Raw genomic sequence first — 22892 nt, 5'->3', positions numbered from 1 at the left:
GGCAGCGACGGCGATGTCCTTTGGGATTCGGATTCCGCGGCGGAACACGCCCAGTACGCCCGCATCCTCCTGGACGCCTTCGATCCGGACCTGCCCGTCATCGACGTCGGCTGCGGCAACGGCACGCACACCCGCTGGCTGGCCGGGCTCTTCCCGCAGGTCCTCGGCATCGACGTCTCCCCGGGGCCGTCGCCCGCGCGGCCCACGAAGCCCGGAAAGTCCCCAACGCCGACTTCCTGGCCGTGGACGCCACCGGCGAGGGCGCCGGCGCGCAGCTCCTGGAGGAGCTTGGCCCGGCGAACGTCTTTGTCCGGGGCGTCTTCCACGTGTTGGATCCCGCGCATCAGGCCGCGCTGGCTGCGAACCTTCGTACGCTTGTGGCCGGCCAGGGCCAGGTGTTCCTCGCCGAAACCAACTTCCCCGGCTCGAGCCTGGACTACCTCACTGCGCTCGGCGCCAGCCGTCACCACGTCCCCCGGCAACTGGAGAGGGCCCTGCAGCACCTCCCGCGGCCCGGACGGTTCGGCGGGGCGGAACGGCAGCGCGCCTTCCCGGCCTCTGAGTGGGAGCTCCGTTCCGAGGGGCCGGTCAACATCGAGGTCGTTCCGATGAAGCCGGAGGGGCTCCCCCAACAGGTCCCCGGCTACTTCGCCCTGCTGAAGGGAGTGTAGGGCCGGTGCCGGCGCGTGCCGAGGTGGTTCTGGTCCACGGCCTGTGGCACCAGCCCCGGCACTTCACCACATTGGTTGAGGCGCTGCGCTCCCGGGGCCTGACAGCCCATACGCCGCACCTGCACCGCGGCTCGCTCGCCGCCGACACAGACGCCGTCCAATCCGTCGTCGATTCCTGCGGGTCCCCGCCGCTGGTCCTGGGTCACTCCTATGGCGGGTCCGTCATCACCGGACTTGAGCGGATCAGCCACCTCCTCTACGTCGCCGCGTTCGTCCCGGCAACGGGAGAAAGCGGCGCCTCCCTGGGCGGACCGGCGGCCCCAATCAACAGCATCGTCGAGCACCACGACGACGGGACCTCACGCCTGCAGCCGGAGTCAGCCGGAGACCTCCTCTATGCCGACTGCAGCCAGGAAGACCGCGCCCGGGCCACGGCCCTGCTCGTTCCCCAACGGGCGGGGCACGGGCGGGGCGTCCCGGCACGGGCCGCCTGGCTGACGACGCCGAGCACGTACATCGTCTGCCTGCAGGACAGGGCTCTCGACCCAGCGCTCCAGTCGCGGATGGCCCGCCGGTGCACCACATCGCACGCCCTGGACTCGGGCCACTCCCCGTTCCTCAGCCAGCCCGGCGTCGTCGCGGACGCCGTCGTCCGCATCCTCTCCTCCCACTGAGCGTGCGTTCCTCGCAATTTGTCAGACTCGTCACCTAACGTGGGGCGGAGGCCGCACCGCACCGGCGGCCGTGGGATTTTCGACGGAAGGCAGACGTGGAATACATCAAACTCGGGAACACCGGCATGGACATCTCACCCCTGGCGCTGGGATGCATGACGTACGGGGACCCGGAGCGCGGCCCGCACCCATGGACCCTGCCCGAGAAGGAGAGCCGGCCGCTGATCCGGCAGGCCGTGGACGCGGGCATCAACTTCTTCGACACGGCGAACGTCTACTCCAACGGCTCCAGCGAGGAGATCGTGGGCCGCGCCCTGGCGGAGTTCACCCGCCGCGAGGACACCGTCATCGCCACGAAGGTTCACGGCGTCATGCGCCCCGGCCCGAACGGGCGCGGACTCTCGCGCAAGGCCATCTTCGCGGAGCTGGACGCCAGTCTCACCCGGCTGGGCACCGATTACATCGACCTCTACCAGATCCACCGCTGGGACCCTACGACGCCGATCGAGGAAACGCTCGAGGCCCTGCACGACGTCGTCAAGGCCGGCAAGGTGCGTTACATCGGCGCGTCTTCGATGGCGGCCTGGCAGTTCAGCAAGGCGCTTTACCTGCAGCAGCTCAACGGCTGGACCCGGTTCGTCACCATGCAGGACCACTACAACCTGGTCTACCGCGAGGAGGAACGCGAGATGTTCCCGCTCTGCGCGGACCAGAAGATCGGCGTCCTGCCGTGGAGCCCGCTGGCCCGCGGCAAGCTCACCCGGGACTGGGACGAGAAGACCAACCGCTCGGAAAAAGATGAGTTCGGCAAGACCCTCTACAGCGCCGAGAGCAGCGACCGGGCCGTTGCCGACGCTGTGCGCACCATCGCCGAGCGCCGCGGCGTGCCCCGCGCCCAGGTTGCCCTGGCGTGGGTACGCGCCAACAGCGTGGTCAGCGCCCCGATCGTGGGCGCCAGCAAGGCCCAGCACCTGGAGGACGCCCTGGCTTCGCTGGAGCTGACGCTGACGCCGGAGGAAATGGCCGAACTGGAGAGCCCTTACGTCCCACACGAGGTCGCGGGCTACTAGGGAGCGTCCCCGGCGCACCGCGCGCCTGGCGCCGGCCTGGGCACAGGGGTGCGGCACCGGGCGCGGCCTGCCGGTGCCGCACCCGGCTCGTGCCGCACCCGGCCGCCGGACTTCCCCGCGCTTAGCGTGTGGTAAGCCGGCGTGGGACAATGGAAAGGATGACTTCCTCAACTTCCCCTTCCGACGCCCCCGACCGTACCCGCGCAAAGGGCGGCGACGCCGTCGGCAGCGCCCGCCCGCAGGTCCGCCCGACGGCGGAAGGCTGGGAGCAGGCACGCACCTCGGAGGGCCGGCCGGTCCTCCAGTTCGCCTCGCCGCGGGTGAAGCAGCCGCCGGCGCACCTCGCCGACCTCACCCTTGAGGAGCGCGCCGCGAAGCTCAAGGAGATGGGCGTGCCCGCGTTCCGCGCGAAGCAGCTCTCCACGCACTACTTCCAGCACTGGACCACGGATCCGGCGGCGATGAGCGACCTGCCCAAGGCCGGCCGCGAGGAGCTGGTGGCCGAGATGTTCCCGCCGCTGCTGACCGAGGTCCGCCGCCTCCGCACCGACAACGGGGACACCATCAAGTTCCTCTGGCGGCTGTTCGACGGCGCCCTGGTCGAGTCCGTGCTGATGCGCTACCCCGGCCGGATCACGCTCTGCGTGTCCTCGCAGGCCGGCTGCGGCATGAACTGCCCGTTCTGCGCCACCGGCCAGGCAGGGCTGACCCGCAACATGTCCACCGCGGAGATCGTGGACCAGGTGGTCGCCGCCAACCGGGCCATTGCGGCGGGCGAGCTGGGCCCCAAGGAGCATGACGACGAGCGCGTCACCAACATCGTCTTCATGGGCATGGGCGAGCCGCTGGCCAACTACAAGCGCGTCATGGCGGCCCTGCACCGCTTCGTGGACCCGTCCCCCGAGGGTTTGGGCATGTCCGCCCGCAACATCACCGTCTCCACCGTCGGCCTTGTCCCTGCCATCCGCAAGCTGGCCGACGAGGAAATTCCGGTCACCTTCGCGCTGTCCCTGCACGCGCCCGACGACGAGCTCCGCGACGAGCTGATCCCGGTGAACAACCGGTGGAAGGTCGACGAGGCCATCGACGCCGCGTACGAGTACTACCGCAAGACCGGCCGCCGCGTCAGCATCGAGTACGCGCTGATCAAGGACATGAACGACCACCCGTGGCGCGCCGACCTGCTGGCGAAGAAGCTGAACCAGCGCGGCCGCGGCTGGGTGCACGTCAACCCGATCCCGCTGAACCCCACCCCGGGTTCCATCTGGACCGCTTCGGAGAAGCCGGTGGCCCAGGAATTCATCGCCCGGCTCCGCGCCGCCGGGGTGCCCTGCACGCTCCGAGACACCCGCGGCAAGGAAATCGACGGCGCCTGCGGCCAGCTCGCCGCCGCCGACGAGTAACGCCTTCGGGCGGTTTCCTGTGCCGCAATAATGTCAGTGGTCCGCTCTAGTGTTTTGGTATGGAGAGCGGAGAGGCTTTCGAGTCGGACATCAGGGCGGCGGTAGCGGCCCTGACGGAGTCCGCCGCCGCGCTTGAGCGGTTGCTCTCCTTCGCAGCAACCGGATCCTTCCTTGGCTCCGACGTGGACCCGGCCCGGGAGCTTGCCGATGCCTGCTTGGACGGGCTCGCGGAAGTTGCGCGTCTGGAAGCCCGGGCCGCCGCGCTGAAGGTCCACCTGACCGCCGAATACGTCCACGTTGCGGCGGTCATTGCCGGACCGGGCGCCTCCGCCCAGGAGTGCACCGCGCAGGAGATGGGCACCGTGGCGGAAGTCGCGGGCGTCCTCACCGTCAGTGAACGGTCCGCCGCTGCGCTGATCTCCGAAGCACTATCCCTGACAACGTCGCTTCCCCTGACCCTTGGCGCGTTGAGTGCCGGCACCGTTTCCTGGCAGCACGCCCGGGTCATGGTGGACGAGGCGGCCGGACTCTCCCCGCCGGCGCCGCAGCCCTGGAGGAGCACTTCCTCCACCCGGACGCCTCTTCGCCGGCGCGGGGCTGTTTCGCGGGCGACCTCGTTCCCGGCCGGTTCCGGGCCAAGGCCAGGATCTGGCGCGAGCGGCACCATCCCACCAGTATCGAGGCCCGGCACACCCGCGGCACGGCCGACCGGCGGGTGGAGTTCCATCCTGACCGGGACGGCATGGCCTGGCTGAGCGCCTACCTGCCGGCGGCAGAAGCGGCCGGAATCTTCGACCGCCTCACCTCCGCCTCGCGCGCCCTGCAGGGTCCGGACGAGCCGCGGACGCTGGCCCAGCTCCGTGCAGACGTGGCCGCCGGACTGCTGCTTGGCGACCATACCGGGGAACCCGCCTCGCTGCCTGCACCGGACTCGGGGAGATCGCCCCGACTCCCACCATTGACCGGGCGTCGGTCCCGCGGGCCCAGGTGCTGGTCACCGTCCCGGTGCTGTCGCTGTTGGGGCAGACCGATGAGCCGGCGATGTTGGATGGCTTCGGGCCGATCCCGCCGTCGACGGCCAGGAGGCTGGTGGCGGACGGTGCGGACTCGTTCTACCGGGTGCTGGTGGATCCTCGGGACGGTGCACCGCTGGAAATCGGCCGCACCAGATACCGGATACCCAAAGCGATGCGGCAATGGCTTCGGCTGCGCGACGCCAAATGTTCCTTCCCCGGCTGTAATAATTCTTCCCTCGCTACGGAAGCAGATCACCTGATGTCGTGGGCCAGCGGCGGCACCACCGGGATCAACAACCTCGGCCAGCCGTGCCGGAAGCATCACCGGCTCAGACACACCACGGCGTGGCAACCGACTCCCGCTACGCCACAGCAACCGCCGGAATGGGTCTCCCCCACCGGGCGCCGCTACCGGAGCGAACAGCAGGATTGGGAACCGCCGCTCTGGCCGGATTCCCTCCCGGCACTCCGTGCCGCCTCCGGCCCTCCGCTCCTCGAGGAAGCTGCCGGCTTCTGAACATTTTGGCTATTCCAATCCCTCCGCGACGGGAGCAAACTTCCACTGCGCGGACCTGCGCCTCAACCAGCAATCAGGAGGGCATTCCAATGTCCAGCATCGAATCCTTCAGCGGAATCGGCGTCTACGAGATGCAAAGCGCGGCTGCCAGGGAGGTGAAGCGCATCATGGCCGAGGCCAAAGGCGACCGCCTGAAGGCCGACAAGATCGTGCTCAGCAAACTGCACGAGCTGAACTTCATCACTGAGGCGGAACTGCCGGTCCTGAACCACATCTGCGAGGTCGGCCACAAGGCCACCGGAGGCAAGCACGACGCCGCCAAGGCCTACCACGAGGTCAAGAAGGCGTACGAGGAACTGATGATGAAGGGCAACGCCAGCCCCGTCGCCCTGGCCTACGCCTCCGGAGCCGTCGGATCCTACGTTTCCGAGGACGGCGGCGGAGGATCAACCACGGTGGTCTACAAGAAATCCGGAGGCAACTGGCAGGGCACCCTGGCGGGCGCAGGCGGAGTAATCGGCGGCTATTTCGGTGGCTCCGGTGGTGCGGCCCTGGGCGCCGCCGTCGGCAGCGTCGTCGGAAAGATCATCGACGAGTGCTGAAGCGACGCGGATATCCCCGGTAGCCGCCAACAACACAGAACGGCCCCGCACAGTAGGTGCGGGGCCGTCCTCACATTCGGTGCTGACTGAGAAGAGAAGGAAGACTAGAAGTCCCAGTCCTCATCCTCGGTATTAACAGCCTTGCCAATGACGTACGACGATCCCGACCCCGAGAAGAAGTCGTGGTTCTCGTCGGCGTTCGGCGACAGGGCCGAGAGGATCGCCGGGTTCACGTCGGTGACGGAGGCCGGGAACATGGCCTCGTAGCCGAGGTTCATCAGGGCCTTGTTGGCGTTGTAGTGCAGGAACTTCTTGACGTCCTCGGCCAGGCCGACGCCGTCGTACAGGTCGTGCGTGTACTGGACCTCGTTCTCGTACAGCTCGAACAGCAGCTCGAAGGTGTAGTCCTTGATCTCCTGGCGCTTCTCCTCGGAGACCTTCTCCAGGCCCTTCTGGAACTTATAGCCGATGTAGTAACCGTGGACGGCCTCATCGCGGATGATCAGGCGGATCAGGTCGGCCGTGTTCGTCAGCTTGGCCCGCGAGGACCAGTACATCGGCAGGTAGAAGCCGGAGTAGAACAGGAAGCTCTCCAGCAGGGTGGACGCCACCTTGCGCTTCAGCGGGTCGTCGCCCTGGTAGTAGTCCATGACGATCTGGGCCTTCTTCTGAAGGTTCTCGTTCTCGGTGGACCAGCGGAACGCCTCGTCGATCTCCTTGGTGGAGGCCAGCGTGGAGAAGATGGAGGAGTAGCTCTTGGCGTGCACGGACTCCATGAACGCGATGTTCGTGTAGACGGCTTCTTCGTGCGGGTGACCGCATCCGGGATCAGCGAGACGGCGCCGACGGTGCCCTGGATGGTGTCCAGCAGGGTCAAGCCGGTGAACACCCGCATGGTGAGCTGCTGCTCGGCCGGCGTCAGGGTGTTCCACGACTGGACGTCGTTGGACAGCGGCACCTTCTCCGGCAGCCAGAAGTTGTTGACCAGGCGGTTCCAGACATCCACGTCCTTGTCGTCCTGGATGCGGTTCCAGTTGATCGCCTCAACATGGCTCAGCAGCTTGACCTTTTCGGTCATGTGGTTCCCTCCGCCTGATTGCTATTGCACGTGAGAATTCCCCCGCGCCTCTTCTAATTCTAGGATGCCCGTGCGGGTGGCCCTTACGGACACCCGCACGAACTCTCCACAGACTGCTAGACCCGCTGCCTGATAGTGCGGTCAGGGCTGCGCTTGGCAGCCGCATCCGATACGAACTGTCCGGTCTCTGCTGAGCGGTTGACGACCCTCGTATTCGAAGTGCCAGCCCCGACGAACTCAACCGTAGTTGACGCGGGGCGCCGTACGGCTACGGACATCGGGACAAACTCGCCAGTCTTGGCGTTCCGGGCAATCTTCTGAGCCACTGTGGCTCCTTTCCGCCGAATGTTCGGCGCTAGATCCGTAGCTGGCCTTTTGGCCGGCCACATGAATCTCGCTATTGGGCGTTTGGACACCAGTCCTTCAGCCCTGATACATTCGACATTCCAGAGATTCAATTTGGAACGTCTCGTAAGCGAGATTCTTGAGGAGTCATGTTGTCGCATGACTCCTCAGTCTTTTAAGTCTGATTGCTCTGAGCGTACGACGGCGGGCGGGCGCCCGCCGTCGTACTCGCATGTCTCAGCCGGAGGCTAGAGCATGCAGGAGACGCAGCCCTCTACCTCGGTCCCTTCCAGCGCGAGCTGGCGGAGACGGATGTAGTAGATGGTCTTGATGCCCTTCTTCCAGGCGTAGATCTGGGCCTTGTTGATGTCACGCGTGGTGGCGGTGTCCTTGAAGAACAGCGTCAGGGACAGGCCCTGGTCCACGTGCTGCGTCGCGGCGGCGTAGGTGTCGATGACCTTCTCGTAGCCGATCTCGTACGCGTCCTGGTAGTACTCCAGGTTGTCGTTCGTCAGGTACGGCGCCGGGTAGTACACGCGGCCCAGCTTGCCTTCCTTGCGGATCTCAATCTTGGACGCCACCGGGTGGATCGAGGAGGTGGAGTTGTTGATGTAGGAGATCGAGCCGGTCGGCGGGACGGCCTGCAGGTTCTGATTGTAGATACCGTGCTCCATGACGGAAGCCTTCAGCTCGCGCCAGTCATCCTGGGTGGGGATGTGGATGTTCTGGAACAGCTCGGCAACCTTGGCCGTCTCCGGAACCCACTCGCGGTTGATGTACTTCTCGAAGAACTCGCCCGAGGCGTACTTGGACTTCTCGAAACCGCCGAAAGTCTGGCCGGTCTGGATGGACAGCTTGTTGGAGGCGCGGACCGCGTGGAACAGCACCGTGTAGAAGTAGATGTTCGTGAAGTCCAGGCCCTCTTCGGAACCGTAGTGGACCCGCTCGCGGGCCAGGTAGCCGTGCAGGTTCATCTGGCCGAGGCCGATCGCGTGGCTCTGGTCGTTGCCGCGGGCGATCGAGGGCACCGAGGTGATGTTGGACATGTCGGAGACCGCGGAGAGGGACCGGATGGCCGTCTCGATGGTCAGGCCGAAGTCCGGCGAGTCCATGGTCTTCGCGATGTTCAGCGAGCCCAGGTTGCAGGAGATGTCCTTGCCGGTGGCGTCGTAGGACAGGTCATCGTGGTACGTCGTCGGCTGAGAGACCTGGAGGATCTCGGAGCACAGGTTGGACATGATGATCTTGCCGTCGATCGGGTTTTCCCGGTTCACGGTGTCCTCGAACATGATGTACGGGTAGCCGGATTCGAACTGGATCTCGGCGAGGGTCTGGAAGAACTCGCGGGCCTTGATCTTGGTCTTCTTGATCCGGGAGTCGTCCACCATCTCGTAGTACTTCTCGGTGACCGAGACGTCGGAGAACGGCATGCCGTAGACCTTTTCGACGTCGTACGGGGAGAACAGGTACATGTCCTCGTCCCGCTTGGCGAGCTCGAAGGTGATGTCCGGGATCACGACGCCGAGGGAAAGGGTCTTGATGCGGATCTTCTCGTCCGCGTTCTCGCGCTTGGTGTCGAGGAAGCGGTAGATGTCCGGGTGGTGCGCGTGCAGGTACACGGCACCGGCACCCTGGCGGGCACCGAGCTGGTTGGCGTAGGAGAAGCTGTCTTCGAGGAGCTTCATCACGGGGATGACACCGGAGGACTGGTTCTCGATCTGCTTGATCGGGGCGCCCACCTCGCGGATGTTGGTCAGGGCGAACGCCACGCCGCCGCCGCGCTTGGACAGCTGCAGTGCGGAGTTGATGGAGCGGCCGATCGACTCCATGTTGTCTTCGATGCGGAGCAGGAAGCAGGAGACCAGCTCGCCGCGCTGCTTCTTGCCGGCGTTCAGGAACGTCGGGGTGGCCGGCTGGAAGCGGCCTTCGATGATCTCGTCGACCATCTGGGTGGCCAGCTGCTCGTCGCCGCGGGCCAGGTGCAGGGCCACCATGCAGACGCGGTCCTCGTAGCGCTCCAGGAAGCGCTTTCCGTCGAACGTCTTCAGCGTGTAGGAGGTGTAGAACTTGAACGCGCCGAGGAAGGTCTCGAAGCGGAACTTCTTCTTGTAGGCGCGGTTGAACAGGTCGCGGATGAAGTTCATCGTGTACTGGTCGAGGGTTTCCCGCTCGTAGTACTCGTTCTTCACCAGGTAGTCGAGCTTTTCCTCGAGGTCGTGGAAGAACACGGTGTTGTTGTTCACGTGCTGCAGGAAGTACTGGTGGGCGGCCTCGCGGTCGGCTTCGAACTGGATCTCGCCGTTCGGGCCGTAGAGGTTCAGCATGGCGTTGAGCTCGTGGTAGCCCAGGCCCTGGTAGGCGGCCGGCAGCGCCGGCTTCTCGCCCGCCACGGTGTGCTTTTCGACGGCGTGAGCCCCGGTCACTTCGTCTGCGACAGTCGTGTCCAAAATTCTTCCAATCCTTGTTGTACTCGGCCGACGTCTTCCGGCGTCCCCATGAGTTCGAATCGATATAGGTGCGGGACGTTGCATTTGGCGGCGATGATGTCGCCGGCCATGCAGTAGTTGTCCCCGAAATTCGTGTTGCCCGCCCCGATCACTCCACGGAGCTGTTGCCGGTTCCTCGGGTCGTTCAGAAAGCGGATGACCTGCTTCGGAACGGATCCTTCTCCCCGGTCCCGCCGTAGGTGGGAACCACCAGGACATAGGGCTCGGTGGCCACGAGCGCCGGTTCCCTCGCCAGGAGCGGAATGCGGGCGGCGTCGACGCCGAGCTTCCGGACGAAGCGGCGGGTGTTTTCCGAAGTGGAGGAGAAGTAGATGAGGTGGCTGCCGGTGGTCCGTACTGGTTTTTCGTCCGCGGCTGAGTTCACGGTCGTCGCTGCCAGCGGCGGCCCGGCGGTTGCCGGTGCGGCCATGGTCGTCACCTCATCCGATGGTGCTGCTGTGGGAAGGCTTTCAGGCAACCGCGACGGCGGAGGCCTGGGCCAGTTCCTCGATCTTGTCCGGGCGGAAGCCGGACCAGTGGTCCTGGTCGGTCACGACGACCGGAGCCTGCATGTAGCCCAGGGACTTGAGGCGCTCGAGGGCCTCGGCATCCTGGGAGATGTCGACGCTCTGGTAGGCGATGCCCTTCTTATCGAGCGCCCGGTAGGTTGCGTTGCACTGCACGCAGGCCGGCTTCGTGTAAACCGTAACGGTCATGTCGTGGTCCCCTTAGTTGAAGTCTGTGGTTCGGGTCCGGTGGGGCCTGCCCGGGACTGCTTTCGCGTCCCGGGACCCGCCTCGCCTTGCGGCCTGTAACCGCTCCGCTCGAACTGTATGTCGATACTACATGTAGTGCAAGAGCCCGGCGCGGACCCCAAGATGATGTATTACAAGTATGTCATTTAACCCACCGTTAATCCACAAGCGGAGGGCCTCAAAATGTCCGGATTCGCGGCTTTTTCTGCGGCCCCGTCCACACCCTGTGGACTAGTTAGCCACAATTAACCACCCCGCGTGTCGAACATTTACGGCGTGTCGCGGGGTGCGTCATTGGTGGCCCCAAGTGGGCGGCGGCACTATATGTAGTGCTCCGCGGCACGGGCACGTGTGGGTGACGGCACGCGCTCCTGTGGGCGGGGCCACGGGGTCCCGTGTGGGACGGCACGTCCCGGAGTGGGTGACGGCATGCCCCCCAAATGGCAGACACGACAGAAGGCGGCCACCCTCCGGTGACCGCCTTCTGTGTTTCGTGTGGAGCGCCCCTACTCGGGGCGGCTGCTGAGGATCTGGTCCACGCCCATCCGGCCCTCCGCGAAGCTGCGCAGCGCGCCCACCAGGTACAGCCGCCAGACGCGGACGATCTCCTCGCCCATCATGGCGACGGCGGCGTCGTGGTTCTCCTCGAACCGCGCGTACCAGGCCTCCAGGGTGTAGACGTAGTGACGCCGCATGCCCTGGACGCCCTCGATCTCCAGTCCGGCGTCCTCCAGGAAGCCCAGCGTCTCCCCCACCGGCCGCATGTGCATGTCCGGGGCGATGAAAGATTCGATGAACGGTCCGCCGCCGGGGTGCTTGCCATGGCGGGACATCTGCTGGATGAGGACCTTGCCGCCGGGCTTGACGTTGTTGAACAGCGCGGCCGCGTAGACCGGGTAATTCTTCTGGCCAACGTGCTCCCCCATTTCCAGGGAGGCGACGGCGTCGAACGGGCCGTCCGGGATTTCGCGGTAGTCCTGGACGCGGATGTCGACGCGTCCCTCGAGCCCGCGCTCCTTGATCCGGCGGTCGATGAACGCCTTCTGCTCTACGGAGAGGGTGACGCCCACGACGTCGACGCCGTAGTGCTGGGCCGCGTGCAGGCTCAGCGAACCCCAGCCGCAGCCGATGTCCAGCATCCGCATGCCGGGCTTGAGGCCGATCTTGCGGCAGACCAGGTCCAGCTTGTCCCGCTGCGCGTCCTCGAGCCCGTAGCCCTCGGCGGCGTGACTGTCTTCGAGGTGGTTGGTCCAGTACCCGCTGGAGTAGGCCATCTGCGGGTCGAGGATCAGCTCGTAGTAGTCGTTGCTGAGGTCGTAGTGGTGGCTGATGGCGGCACGGTCCCGGAGCAGGCTGTGCAGCCGGCCCTTGACCTTGGCCTGGCTGGCCGGCGGCTCGGGCGGGGTGCCGAGGGCTCCGGCTTCCTTGGCGATCCTGGCCACGCCGGCCAGCAGGGCCGGGGTGGGGCGGATGCCGGCGAGGTTGCGGTCCCGGACCACTTTCCAGATGTGGGCCAGGGCCGAGTTGAGGTCGCCATCGAGGTCGAGTTCGCCGGTGACGTAGGCCTGCGCGGCGCCCAGCTCCCCGGGCGCCCAGAGCAGGCGCCGGATCGCGGCGGGCGAGTTCAGCCGCACCGTCGGGGCGCCGGCCGGACCGGCCTCGCTGCCGTCCCAGACGACCAGCCGGACGGGCAGATCGCCGCCCACCACCGGGCGCAGGACCTCGGCGATGGTACCCGCGAGTCCCCCGCTCACTTGGTGCCCCGCTCGTTAGCAGAGGCCTGGGTGGCGGCGGCCTTGGCGGAGGCGCGGGTGGAGACCTTGTCCAGCACGATCTGCTGCACGTTGAGGTAACTCAGTCTCGAAGCCGGCCCGTGAGTAGCAGAGGTAGAACAGCCACATCCGCTGGAAGATCTCGTCGAAGCCCAGGGCACGGACGTCGCCGCCGCGGGCCATGAACCGCTCCTCCCAGAGGCGCAGGGTCTGCGCGTAGTGCTCGCCCATGGCGAGGCGTTCGCGGACCCGGAGGCCGGTCTGCTTCTCGGTGATCTCCTCGATGGCGCGGACCGACGGGATCACACCGCCCGGGAAGATGTACTTGTGCACCCAGGTGTAGCTGGTGCGGGTGGCGATCAGCCGGTCGTGGCCGATGGTGATGGCCTGGATGGCCACCTTGCCGCCGGGCGCCAGGACCCGTTCGATGGTCTTGAAGTAGGTTGCCCAGTACTCATAGCCCACGGCCTCGATCATCTCGACGGAGACAATCGCGTCGTACTGCCCCTGCACGGCGCGGTAGTCCTTGAGGTCGATGGTGACGGCGTCGGCGTACCCGGCCTCGGCGACCCGCTTCCGCGCCAGCTCCTGCTGTTCGCTGGAGAGCGTGACGGAGTAGACGGTGGCGCCCCGGGCGGCCGCGCGCAGGGCCAGCTCGCCCCAGCCGGTGCCGATCTCGAGGACACGGGTGCCCGCGGTGACGCCGGCCTTGTCCAGCAGCCGGTCGATCTTGGCCTGCTGTGCCGCGGCGAGATCCTCCCAAACTACGGCGCGCAGTGCGTCGCCGCTTTCGGGGAACAGCGCACTGGAGTAGGTCATGGTGCTGTCGAGGAAGGTCGCGAACAGGTCGTTCGAGAGGTCGTAGTGCCGGGAGATGTTCGAGCGGGTGTTCTGCTCGGTGTTCTTCTCGGTCCGGGGCGTGCGGGGAGGTAGAGTCCGCGCAGTTTCTGCAGCGGTTCGGGTACCAGCTTTCCGACTCGGGCGGCGAAGACCTCCATCACGGCGGTGAGGTCATCGGCGTCCCAGTCGCCGGCCATGTAGGACTCGCCCAGGCCGATCAGTCCGCCGTCGCCCAGGCGGGCCGCGAAGTCGTCGGGCCGGTGCATGGTCATCACCGGGTGGCCGTGGCCGGCCTCGCCCAGGACGGAGCCGTCCGGGTAGCGGACCTCCAGGGCAGCCGCTGCACGGCGGTACGGAAGATGGCGTCGGCTACGCGGCCGGCCACCTTGGCCTTGATCCCGGCGGGGACGGTGGCGATGCTCGGCCAGATGGCGGCGTCGACGACGGCGGGTGCCGGGGGCGCGGTGTACGGCACCGGGGATCCGGCGGGGGCCGGAGCGAAGTCGCGTTCCTGGGATCCCTGCGGGGATCCGGTCGCTTCGGTCATGGTCACTGGACTGCCTCCTGTGAGGGGTGGTGTGGTCTTTTGATGATGGGCAGGCGTCGTGCCCAAAGTTTGATGCCCTGCCAGCGGATCTGGGCCGCGACCCGCAACGGGGCCAGCGGAACGGCGATCGCCGCGGCGAGGATGTTGGCGGTAGTGGCCGGGCTGCGGGTGCCGTCCATGGTGGCGATGAAGGGCTTCTGCCCCTCGCGTTCCAGGACGATTGAGACCGCCAGCCGGTCGCCGGGTTCGGGGACCTTCATCCGGTACCTGCCGTCGACATCGTTGAACGGTGATACGTAGAACGCCTTCGGCACGGTGGCCCGGCCGGCGCCATCGGTCTCCAGCAGGTAGCAGTGCCGCTCCCCGTAGGTGTTGTGCACCTCGGCGACGACGCAGCGCAGCTCCCCGGCGGCGTCGTGGCACCAGAACAGGCTCAGCGGGTTGAACACATGACCGAAGACGCGGGCACTGGCCAACATCGTGATCCGGCCGCCCCCCAGGTCAATGCCCTGGGTGGCGAGGTAGCGTTCGACGTTGCCGCGCAGCGTCCCTTCGGGGTCACCCAGGTGGTCCGCGGCGGTGAACCCCGCCAGCGGCCGGAGCGGCTTGGGCAGCTCCGGGAGGGCGTCGACGTCGACGTACCAGCTGTAGCTTCGATAGGTGAAGGCGTTGTGCAGCGGGGTTCGCCGGACGTGTGAGATGGACGTCCGGTAGATGGCGGCGCCGTTCACAGGACCCCGGTTCACAGGCCCTCCGCGGCCGGGGACAGTTCGGCATTGCGGGCGCCCTGCCCGCCGGCTTCCCAGTCGCGGCCCAACCGGGCGGCGGCCCGGACGCCGGAGAGCGCGCCGTCCTCGTGGAAACCCCAGCCGTGGTAGGCGCCCGCGAACGCCAGCCGGTCATCGCCCAGGTCCAGGATGCGTTCCTGCGCCCGGAGCGAGTCCGGCGTGTACTGCGGGTGTTCGTAGACCATCTGCTCCAGCACCGTGCCGTCCCCGATCAGTTCGGATTCGCCCAGGCTGACAATGTAGCGCTTGCCGTCCACCGGCTCCAGCCGCTGCAGGCGGGTCATGTCATAGCTGACAAGCACCCGGTCCGGCCGGGCGTCGCAGGCCGGGAGCCGGTAGTTCCAGGAGGCCTTGGCGTTGTCGCTGGCCGGGAGCACGGCGTCGTCGCGGTGGAAGACGGTCTGGTTGACCGAGTAGGGCATGCCGCCCAGGGCGGCGCGTTCCTCGTCCGTGGCGTCGGCCAGCATGGCCAGCGCCTGCGCCGGGTGCGTGGCGATGACGACGGCGTCGAAGTTCTCCGCGGTCTCGGCGCCGGCGGTGTCGCGGGTGGTGACCTCCAGGCCGCCGGGGTGGCGCCGGACCCGCAGGACCGGGCTGCCGGTGCGGACGTCCGGCAGGACGGCGGCGACCTTGTCCACGTAGCTGCGGGAACCGCCGGTGACCGTGCGCCACTGCGGGGATCCCTTGATGCCGAGCAGGCCGTGGTGACCCAGGAAGGTGAAGAGGTAGCGCGCCGGGTAGGCCAGGGCGGTCGACGGGTCGCAGGACCAGACGGCGCTGACCACGGGCGTCATGAAATGGGCGATGAAGTAGTCGCTGAATTTCTCCCGGGCCAGGAATTCGCCGAGGGTCAGTTCGGGGGCGCCACCGTGGGTGGTCTCCGCCTCCGCCAGCAGGGCCCGGGCTCGGCGGTAAAGCGGGTGACCTCCAGCAGCATCCGCAGGTAGCGTCCGCGCAGCAGGGTGGAGGGCCGGGGAATGATGCCGCGGGCACCGCCCCGGGCCCCGCGTACTCCAGTCCGCAGCCGTCGCAGCGGATGGACATGCTCATTTCGGAGTCCTGGGTCTGGACGCCGAGTTCGCGGAAGAGGCGCAGCAGGGTGGGGTAGGTCCGCTCGTTGTGGACGATGAAGCCGGTGTCGATGCCCAGCACGGAGCCGTCAGCCTGGCGCACGTCGTGGGTGTGGGCGTGCCCGCCGAGCCGGGTGTCGGCCTCGAAGAGCGTCACCTGGTCGCGCCGGTTCAGCACGTAGGCCGCCGTCAGGCCGGCCACGCCGCTGCCGATCACGGCAACCCGGCGTCCGACCGGAATGCTTACTGCTTGCTGCACTGGTTGCTCCTGTTGCTTCGCCTGAATCGTCCTGGTGGAACTTGCTAAGGGCAATTCGTCACCGCGAGGCAGCCGGATGAGTCTGACTTTTCCAGCGGGCGCCTAGGACCAATGTGCCAGAATGAAGCGGGATTTCGCTCCCGCCCCACCGCAAACACCGAAGGGCATTTCCGTGATCAACCCCGTTCACCTCAGGACGCTCGTCGAAGTGGTCCGGTTGGGGTCCTTCGCGGCGGCGGCCACCCGGCTTGGGTACACCGCCTCGGCGGTCTCCCAACAGATGTCCGCCCTGGAGCGGGACACCGGGGTGGAGCTGTTCCAACGGTCGGCCCGGAGCATCCAGCCCACCGATGCCGCCGTCACCATGACTCGGCACGCGGCGAAGGTCCTCACGGATATCGATGCCCTCATGGCGGCCGCGGCCCGCACTAACGAAAGCCCCCACCAGGAGCTCCGGCTGGGCATCTTCCCCTCCCTGGCCACCTATGTGCTACCCCGGATCCTGCAGAACCCGGCGTGGAAGAAGCTGGGCATCGAACTCCGGGTCTCCGTCGCCGAACCCGGGCAGACCATCCAGGGCCTGCGCACCGGCGGCGAACTCGACGTCGCCCTGGTCTACCAGGTGGGCCAGTCCGGCCTGGCCTGGCCGCACACGGTGAACCGGCAATGGATCGGCGACGACGACTTCCGCGTGGTGCTGCCCGCCGGCTGGGGAATCGGCCCGGAATCAAAGGTCGCCGCGGACCACCTCTCGGACATGCCGTGGATCATGCACCACCCCGGCACCTCGGACGCCACCGTGATCGAGCGGCTGTTCGCCAGCTGCAACCTGCACCCCCGGGTGGTGGCCTACAGCGACGACTTCCACGCCAGCCTGGAGATGGCCGCCGCGGGCCTGGGCGCAGCGCTGGTCCCGGAACTGGCCCTGCTGCACCGCCCCGACGGCGTCGTGGTCCTGGACGTCCCCGAGATCAGACTGGCTCGCAACGTCTTCGCGCTGCTACCGAAGGAGAAGCAAACCGCCCAGGTGCAGCTGTTCGTGGAGCTGCTGGCCGACACCCTGCAGAAACTGGGCACCACGCGCCGCGACTAGGCCGCTACCGTGGCCGTTGCCCCCGGGCTACTTGCCCTGGTTCCTGCCCGGATTCTTTCCCGCCGGGGACACGAAACTGCTGATCACCCGGTGCTTGAGGCGGGTGTAGGGCGGGAAAATCAGGCCCAGCGTCTCAGGCCACAGGGGCTTGGACAGGCTGGCCCGCTCGTGCGAGAAGGTCTTCAGGGAATGCTCGCCGTGGTAGGCGCCCATCCCGCTGCCGCCCACGCCGCCGAACGGCAGACCGGGAACGGTCAGGTGCGCCACGGGGACGTCGAAGCACAGCGCCCCGGAGGAAGTCTGCTCGGAAAACGCCCGGCGGGTGCCGGCGTCGTCGCTGAAAACGTAGAGCGCCAGGGGCTTGGGCCGGGCGTTGATGGCGCTGATTGCCTCGCCTGGGCCGCTGACCTCCAGCAGCGGCAGCAGCGGACCGAAGATCTCCTCCCCCATCACCGCGTCCCCGGGCGCGGGTCGGAGCAGTGTCGGTTCGAAGTAGCGGGTGGCCGCGTCCCGGGCCCCGCCGTGCACCACGGTGCTGCCGTCCGCGAGGGCGGCGAGCCGGTCGAAGTGCCGGTCGTTGATGATCCGGCCGTAGGAGTCGCTCGCGGCCGCGTCCTTGCCGAACAGGGCGGTGACCGCCGTGGCCAGTTCCCGCTGCAGCGGCTCGATCACCTCGGCGGTGGCCAGCACATAGTCGGGGGCCACGCAGGTCTGGCCGGCGTTCATGAACCGGCCCCAGGCCAGCCGCCGGGCCGCCTTGGCCAGGTCGGTGGTGGCGTCCACGTAGGCCGGGGACTTCCCGCCGAGTTCCAGGGTGACCGGAGTCAAGTGCTCCGCCGCGGCGCGCAGCACGGCCTTGGCCGCCACCTCCCCGCCGGTAAAGAAGATGTGGTCGAAGGGGACGGCCAGCAGTTCCGTGGTTTCCGGGATCCCTCCCTCCACCACCTGCACCGCGCCGGCCAGGTACTCCGGGACCCACCGGGCCAGGGCCGCGGAGGTGGCTGGCGCGTGCTCGCTGGGCTTGAGGATCACCGTGTTGCCGGCGGCGAGGGCGCCGGCCAGCGGGGCGAGCAGCAGCTGCAGCGGGTAGTTCCACGGCCCGATCACCAGCACCACCCCCAGCGGGGTCAGCTCGGTCCAGGCCTTGGCCGGCTGCACGGAGAGCGGGACGGGGACCGGGCGCGGGCGCAGCCAGGCTGCGAGGTGTTTTTCCAGGTGCGCGGCTTCGGCGGTGACGAAGCCGATCTCGGTCATCTGCGATTCGGTCTCGTGCTTGCCCAGGTCGGCGGAGAGGGCCTGCGCGAACTCGGCACGGCGTTCCACCAGCATGCGGCGCAAGGCGGCGAGCTGCTGGAGCCGCCACTGCAACGGCCGGGTCACCCCGCTGTCGAACTCTTCACGGGCACGGGCGACGGCGGCGGCTACGGTCTGCATCCGATCAATGTACCGTCACCGCACCCGCTCCGGACTGCGGTTTCAGGTAAATTCGGGTAAATCCCGGTGATGCTGGAACAGCCACCGGTTCAGGACTATGTTGAAGACATGAGCAAGGTATCCAGCCGGCATTTTGGAGAAATCGAGCTCAATCACGGGCGCGACCATAACTTCGCCGCCACCCATGAACTGGCCGGACACCCGCTGGAACTGGACCTGAACGTCAACGCCCATGACCACTTCGACGAGGCGGCCCTGCACAAGGTGGACTACCGGTTGCGCTTCCTGCCCGAGGTGGTGGACCAGGTGCGGGAGATGATCGCCGAGGAGCTGGACCAGGAAGGCAGCAGCCCGCAGGAGTACCTGCGTTTCCACTGCAACGCCCTCAAACCCGAGCACCTGCGCCAGGTCTTCGGCGTAGAGGACAAGTCCCAGCTCACCAACCAGGTCTTCCTCAAGGCCCTCAAGCTCGGCCACGTGGGCATCTATCCCGGCCAGCCCGAACGCTACTTCGTCCTCGACTTCACCCTGGGAGCGCACTTCACCGACGAGGTGCTCGTCGCCTCCACGGACGAGGACGGCGTCGTCGACGACGAGATCCTGTGGGAGTCCTGAGTTCTCCCCCTCTGAAGAACCGGGCCCTGCAAACCCGCTAAGGAAAGCCGCCCCGACTCCACTGCTTCCCGCCCCGGCCGGAAGTCCCTCCCCCGCAGCCGCGTCGGGGACTATCCTGCAGGCATGATCCAGCTTCCAGCCAGTTACCAGGAGTACCTCGCGGGCAAAAGCGAGGGCATTGTGAACGCCGTCCGGCCCGTCCTCATGCAGTCCGCGGCGGACCAGGCACACGGGGTGCGGGTGGTGGTCCACCCGCACGATCATCAGGCCCACATCGACGAGACCCTGCCGTTCGGCACTGTCCTGGAGGACATTGACTGATGCCAATCACCGGCGGCAGGTGTTGAGCGGGCCTCAGCCGTCCAGCAGCAGCCGCTGGGAGCGCGGCGCGAGCATGTGCTCCAGCACCAGGCAGGCGGCCCCGACGGCGCCGACGTCGTCACCCACGCCCGTGCTGACTACCTCCACCCCGTGGATCTTGCCGGTGTCGCTGTTGCCTGCCACGAGGCCGGGCACCAGCTCCAGGTAGGCCGGGGCGAGGCAGGTCCAGAACGGGCCGCCGAAGACGACGCGGTCCACGTCCAGGGCGTTGGTCACCGCGGCCACGGCGCGGCTGACCAGCACGGCCGAGTCGCGGAGGATGCCGACGGCGCCTTCGTGGCCGCCGTAGGCCATGGCGCACAGCTCGGCGAAGCGCTCCTGGACCGCGGGGGCGCTGTGGCCCTCCTTGGGGCCGTCCAGCACGCCGGCGGCGACGGCCTTGGCCACCAGCACCTGCGGGATGGCGGAGGACTTCACGCAGCCGCGCTGGCCGCAGTCGCACTCGGGCCCGTCCGGGTCCACGATCACGTGGCCGATCTCGCCCGCGTTGCCGGAGACGCCGCGGACCACTTCGCCGTTGAGGACCAGGCCGCAGCCGATGCCGGTGCCCATGTACATGAAGAGGAAGCTGCCGGCGCCGCTGGGTCCGCCGGCCCAGGTCTCAGCGACGGCGGCGCTGGTGACGTCCTTGTCCAGGATGGTGGAGAGGCCGGTGGCCTCGGCCAGGGCGTCGCGGAGGTTCACGCGGTCCCAGCCCGGCAGCAGCGGCGGGTCCACGACGGCGCCGGCCACCAGGTCGATGGGTCCGGGAGAAGCGACGCCCAGTCCGGCGATCTTGGCCCGGTCCACGCCCGAATCGTCGATCAGCTGTTTGATCTCGGCGGCGATGGTGTCGATGATGGCGCCGGGTTCGCTGCCGTCCGGCGTCGGGATCCGGGTGTGCCGGACGACGTCGCCCACGAGGTCCAGGAGGACGAACGTGAGGACGGCGGGGTCCACGTGCACGCCGACGGCGTACATGCCGGCCGGGTTCAGCCGCAGCATGGTGCGCGGCTTCCCGGGGCCGGTGCCCTCCTTGCCGGCCTCAACGATCAGGCTCTGGTCCAGGAGGCGGCGGGAGATGTTGGAGATGGTCTGCGGGGACAGCCCCACGATCTGGGCCAGCTCCACCCGGCTCAGTCCCGTCGGGGAGCGGCGGATCGCATCCAGGATGACGGTGAGGTTGAAGTCGCCCATCCGTGGGAGATTCGTTCCCCGCCGCGGCGAGGGGGTGCGGCTCTCAGTCACTGGTACCTCTCAACGTCATCGGTCAAGTACTGCTGATGTGGGAAATGCTACGTCACCGGCCTTACGCCGCCACACAGGCGGCCGTCACGTTTGCGCGGAATAAGCCTGGCGGCGGCTGCTGGCGGTGACGGTGAACTTCGGGTTCCGGCCCGCCTCGCGGGTGGGACCCACCAGGCGCTCCAGCGAGGGCCGGTACTGCAGGTGGCTGTTGTAGACGGTCCAGAGCTCTCCCCCGGGCGCCAGCACCCGGGCGGCGGCCTCGATCAGCTTGAGCCCGGCGCCGGCGTGCACGGCCGAGCCCAGGTGGAAGGGCGGGTTGAGCAGTACCAGGTCCACCGAGGCGTCCGGCAGTGTGCTCAGGGCGTCGTCCTGCAGACCCGTCACGGTCGTGATCCCGTTGGCGCGGGCGGTGGCCAGGGCGGAGTCGACGGCGGCGGCGGAGCGGTCCGTGGCAGTGACGCGGGCCTCCGGGTGGCTCCGGGCATAGAGGGCGGCCAGGATGCCGGAGCCGCAACCGAGGTCCACGGCGTGCCGGGCGTCGGGCATCTGCGGAAGGAAGTCCAGGAGGAAACGGGTGCCGATATCCAGCCCCGTACCGGCGAATACCGCACCGCGGGCGCAGACCGTGAGGTCCAGGCCGGGGTGGAGCTCTGACACCGGGTACGGAGGCTCCCCACGGCCGGCTTCGGGCCGCGGGCCACCAGCACGCGGGACTTCTGCCGCGCGAGCTGGGGCTGGACCTCCGCGAAGGAGCGGGCCAGGACCGCGTTCATGCCCAGGCTCATGTGCTTGACCCGGCCACCGGCCAGCAGGACCGCGCCTGGGGCGGCGTAGCGGGCGACTGCGTCGGCGATCTCTTCGAGCTCGGCGAGGGAACGGGGCAGCTGCAGCAGCACCAGGGAAGCGCCGTCGACAGCGTCGGACAAGGTGGTCTGGATGAAACCGCCGGTGAGGCCCGCGGCTTCGGCGTTGCGCCGCAGGGCGCGTTCGCCGGTGATGAGGTCCTGGTGGACCCGGATCGCCGACGCTGCCGGCCCGCCGGCGCCGGCGATTCCCGGCGCGAGGAGGCCGAGGGTGAGGGCGCCGTAGTCATCGCCGATGACCGCCACCGGGCCGCCGTCGTGGAAGCCGGCAGCGGTGTCCAGCAGCAGCCGGTCCGTGGCGTCCCAGGCCTGGAGGTTGGGGGCCTCCACGTCCGGGAAGCGCCGCAGTCCGGCGAAGATCTGGTCGAGGTGATGGTCCGACACGTCCGGTTTCCGCCGTTTCGTCAGGGTGGGTGGGGTGGCCGAAGGGTTAAGCGGTGAGGCCCCGCTCAATGAGCGGGGCCTCGTTCGGTGGAGCTGAGGGGACTCGAACCCCTGACCCCCTGCATGCCATGCAGGTGCGCTACCAGCTGCGCCACAGCCCCGAACCGTTCCCTGCCGGTCCGGTTTTTATGCCGTTCCGATCAAGCAACCTGATTAGAGTAATGCACTTTTGCCCGGGATGCTAATCGGCGTCCTGCGGGCGTGTCCCGACTGCCTTCCGGGGGCTTCGCGGGGCTTCGGGGCACATCCGGGCAATATAGAAATCCGCCGGAACCTGATGGTTCCGGCGGATTACGGTGGAGCTGAGGGGACTCGAACCCCTGACCCCCTGCATGCCATGCAGGTGCGCTACCAGCTGCGCCACAGCCCCGTATTCTCGCCGCTTCGACCTTGTTCCCGCCGAAGCAACTCAAATATCTTAGAACACCACTTCCGAAAATTCCAAATCGGGAATATTCACGGTGCGCCTGCCCCGGAGGGCGTGCGGCTACTCCGCGTCGGTGCCGGCTGCGGCCTTGGCGGACGCGTCGTCGCCGAGCTGGAGATCCACCACGGGGCAGTCCTTCCAGAGGCGCTCGAGGGCGTAGAAGACCCGGTCCTCTTCGTGCTGGACGTGGATGACGACGTCGGCGTAATCCAACAGCACCCAGCGGCCGCCGGAGCGGCCCTCACGGCGGACGGGCTTGAGGTCGTGCTTGGACAGTTCGTCCTCGATGCCATCGACGATCGCGTTGACTTGGCGCTCGGACGGGGCCGAGGCGATGAGGAAGACGTCAGCCAGGGCGAGGCGTTCGCTGACGTCGAGCGCCACGATGTCTTCGGCCAGCTTGTCCGCGGCCGCGTGGGCGGCGTGGCGGGCGGTGGTGATGGCTGAATCGGTTGCAGTCACGGGACTCCTTGTTGGTGATGAAACTTTGGTGAAACTCGGTGAATAGGGTGCCG

The 22892-nt window shown here is 67.6% G+C and carries 17 protein-coding genes, 2 tRNA genes and 5 pseudogenes; 10 read left to right on the top strand and 14 right to left on the bottom strand.

Annotation, left to right across the window (positions count from 1 at the left end; translation table 11 throughout):
• Nucleotides 1-242 precede the first annotated feature (242 nt).
• From ACRQ5B_RS13160 to ACRQ5B_RS13130, 7 genes are all read left to right on the top strand, one after another.
• The gene (locus tag ACRQ5B_RS13160; protein WP_432394527.1) at nucleotides 243-671 is read left to right on the top strand and encodes a hypothetical protein; all 429 of its coding nucleotides are present in this window, start codon (nucleotides 243-245) and stop codon (nucleotides 669-671) included.
• Between the two features lie 5 nt (nucleotides 672-676).
• Nucleotides 677-1345 (top strand): alpha/beta fold hydrolase, encoded by a 669-nt coding sequence (locus ACRQ5B_RS13155; RefSeq protein ID WP_432394524.1) that lies wholly within the window; start codon nucleotides 677-679, stop codon nucleotides 1343-1345.
• A 95-nt stretch (nucleotides 1346-1440) separates the two neighbouring features.
• Entirely contained in the window at nucleotides 1441-2415 is a 975-nt protein-coding gene (locus tag ACRQ5B_RS13150) for an aldo/keto reductase (RefSeq protein ID WP_432394521.1), read from the top strand.
• Between the two features lie 158 nt (nucleotides 2416-2573).
• Entirely contained in the window at nucleotides 2574-3818 is a 1245-nt protein-coding gene (rlmN, locus tag ACRQ5B_RS13145; protein ID WP_290257643.1) for a 23S rRNA (adenine(2503)-C(2))-methyltransferase RlmN, read from the top strand.
• Between the two features lie 59 nt (nucleotides 3819-3877).
• Nucleotides 3878-4573 (top strand): hypothetical protein, encoded by a 696-nt coding sequence (locus tag ACRQ5B_RS13140; protein WP_432394517.1) that lies wholly within the window; start codon nucleotides 3878-3880, stop codon nucleotides 4571-4573.
• A 232-nt stretch (nucleotides 4574-4805) separates the two neighbouring features.
• Nucleotides 4806-5351 carry a hypothetical protein gene (locus ACRQ5B_RS13135; RefSeq protein WP_432394515.1) on the top strand — a complete coding sequence of 182 codons (546 nt, stop codon included), beginning with the start codon at nucleotides 4806-4808 and terminating at the stop codon, nucleotides 5349-5351.
• A gap of 89 nt (nucleotides 5352-5440) precedes the next feature.
• Nucleotides 5441-5953, top strand: a complete 513-nt coding sequence (locus tag ACRQ5B_RS13130; protein ID WP_432394512.1) for a hypothetical protein — start codon at nucleotides 5441-5443, stop codon at nucleotides 5951-5953.
• 104 nt (nucleotides 5954-6057) lie between these two features.
• On the opposite strand, the pseudogene nrdF reads toward ACRQ5B_RS13130, so the two are convergent.
• The 8 genes and pseudogenes from nrdF to ACRQ5B_RS13090 form a co-directional block, all read right to left on the bottom strand.
• A pseudogene (gene nrdF / locus ACRQ5B_RS13125) lies at nucleotides 6058-7031 on the bottom strand (class 1b ribonucleoside-diphosphate reductase subunit beta).
• Nucleotides 7032-7624: 593 nt separating this feature from the next.
• Entirely contained in the window at nucleotides 7625-9745 is a 2121-nt protein-coding gene (gene nrdE / locus ACRQ5B_RS13120) for a class 1b ribonucleoside-diphosphate reductase subunit alpha (RefSeq protein ID WP_432398764.1), read from the bottom strand.
• A 50-nt stretch (nucleotides 9746-9795) separates the two neighbouring features.
• A pseudogene (gene nrdI, locus ACRQ5B_RS13115) lies at nucleotides 9796-10292 on the bottom strand (class Ib ribonucleoside-diphosphate reductase assembly flavoprotein NrdI).
• A 40-nt stretch (nucleotides 10293-10332) separates the two neighbouring features.
• Nucleotides 10333-10578, bottom strand: a complete 246-nt coding sequence (gene nrdH, locus ACRQ5B_RS13110; protein WP_120949950.1) for a glutaredoxin-like protein NrdH — start codon at nucleotides 10576-10578, stop codon at nucleotides 10333-10335.
• A 545-nt stretch (nucleotides 10579-11123) separates the two neighbouring features.
• Complete coding sequence (locus ACRQ5B_RS13105) at nucleotides 11124-12371, bottom strand: class I SAM-dependent methyltransferase (RefSeq protein ID WP_432394509.1); 1248 nt, start codon at nucleotides 12369-12371, stop codon at nucleotides 11124-11126.
• Nucleotides 12368-13782: pseudogene (locus tag ACRQ5B_RS13100) on the bottom strand (class I SAM-dependent methyltransferase). The gene ACRQ5B_RS13105 and the pseudogene ACRQ5B_RS13100 overlap by 4 nt, the downstream one beginning before the upstream one ends.
• On the bottom strand, nucleotides 13779-14507 hold the full coding sequence (locus ACRQ5B_RS13095; protein ID WP_432394506.1) for a DUF1365 domain-containing protein: 729 nt from the start codon (nucleotides 14505-14507) through the stop codon (nucleotides 13779-13781). Before ACRQ5B_RS13095 ends, ACRQ5B_RS13100 begins: the two are co-directional and overlap by 4 nt.
• Nucleotides 14508-14518: 11 nt before the next feature.
• Nucleotides 14519-15893 (bottom strand): annotated as a pseudogene (locus ACRQ5B_RS13090) (NAD(P)/FAD-dependent oxidoreductase).
• Between the two features lie 172 nt (nucleotides 15894-16065).
• Between ACRQ5B_RS13090 and ACRQ5B_RS13085 the strand changes: the two are divergent.
• Complete coding sequence (locus ACRQ5B_RS13085; RefSeq protein ID WP_412883150.1) at nucleotides 16066-16986, top strand: LysR family transcriptional regulator; 921 nt, start codon at nucleotides 16066-16068, stop codon at nucleotides 16984-16986.
• A 27-nt stretch (nucleotides 16987-17013) separates the two neighbouring features.
• On the opposite strand, the gene ACRQ5B_RS13080 is transcribed toward ACRQ5B_RS13085, so the two are convergent.
• On the bottom strand, nucleotides 17014-18420 hold the full coding sequence (locus ACRQ5B_RS13080; RefSeq protein ID WP_432394503.1) for an aldehyde dehydrogenase family protein: 1407 nt from the start codon (nucleotides 18418-18420) through the stop codon (nucleotides 17014-17016).
• Between the two features lie 108 nt (nucleotides 18421-18528).
• Here ACRQ5B_RS13080 and ACRQ5B_RS13075 point away from each other — a divergent pair, with 108 nt between their 5' ends.
• Together ACRQ5B_RS13075 and ACRQ5B_RS13070 are read left to right on the top strand one after the other, a co-directional pair.
• Nucleotides 18529-19035 (top strand): DUF2004 domain-containing protein, encoded by a 507-nt coding sequence (locus tag ACRQ5B_RS13075; RefSeq protein ID WP_290257632.1) that lies wholly within the window; start codon nucleotides 18529-18531, stop codon nucleotides 19033-19035.
• Nucleotides 19036-19158: 123 nt separating this feature from the next.
• Entirely contained in the window at nucleotides 19159-19356 is a 198-nt protein-coding gene (locus ACRQ5B_RS13070) for a hypothetical protein (RefSeq protein ID WP_432394500.1), read from the top strand.
• 33 nt (nucleotides 19357-19389) lie between these two features.
• Here ACRQ5B_RS13070 and ACRQ5B_RS13065 read toward each other — a convergent pair whose 3' ends face one another.
• The 5 genes and pseudogenes from ACRQ5B_RS13065 to rsfS all read right to left on the bottom strand — a co-directional run bounded on the left by ACRQ5B_RS13065 (nucleotide 19390) and on the right by rsfS (nucleotide 22839).
• Complete coding sequence (locus tag ACRQ5B_RS13065; protein ID WP_432394497.1) at nucleotides 19390-20592, bottom strand: ROK family transcriptional regulator; 1203 nt, start codon at nucleotides 20590-20592, stop codon at nucleotides 19390-19392.
• 135 nt (nucleotides 20593-20727) lie between these two features.
• Nucleotides 20728-21890, bottom strand: a pseudogene (locus tag ACRQ5B_RS13060) (class I SAM-dependent methyltransferase).
• An 88-nt stretch (nucleotides 21891-21978) separates the two neighbouring features.
• Nucleotides 21979-22051, bottom strand: a tRNA-Ala gene (locus tag ACRQ5B_RS13055).
• A gap of 196 nt (nucleotides 22052-22247) precedes the next feature.
• Nucleotides 22248-22320: transfer RNA gene (locus tag ACRQ5B_RS13050), tRNA-Ala, on the bottom strand.
• A 117-nt stretch (nucleotides 22321-22437) separates the two neighbouring features.
• Nucleotides 22438-22839, bottom strand: coding sequence for a ribosome silencing factor (gene rsfS / locus ACRQ5B_RS13045; protein WP_290257628.1), 402 nt, complete (start codon nucleotides 22837-22839; stop codon nucleotides 22438-22440).
• Nucleotides 22840-22892: the final 53 nt, after the last annotated feature.

It is taken from the genome of Pseudarthrobacter sp. L19 (assembly GCF_050859435.1).
Taxonomy (GTDB): Bacteria; Actinomycetota; Actinomycetes; order Actinomycetales; family Micrococcaceae; genus Arthrobacter.
This window is presented reverse-complemented; position numbering and strand designations above follow the sequence as displayed.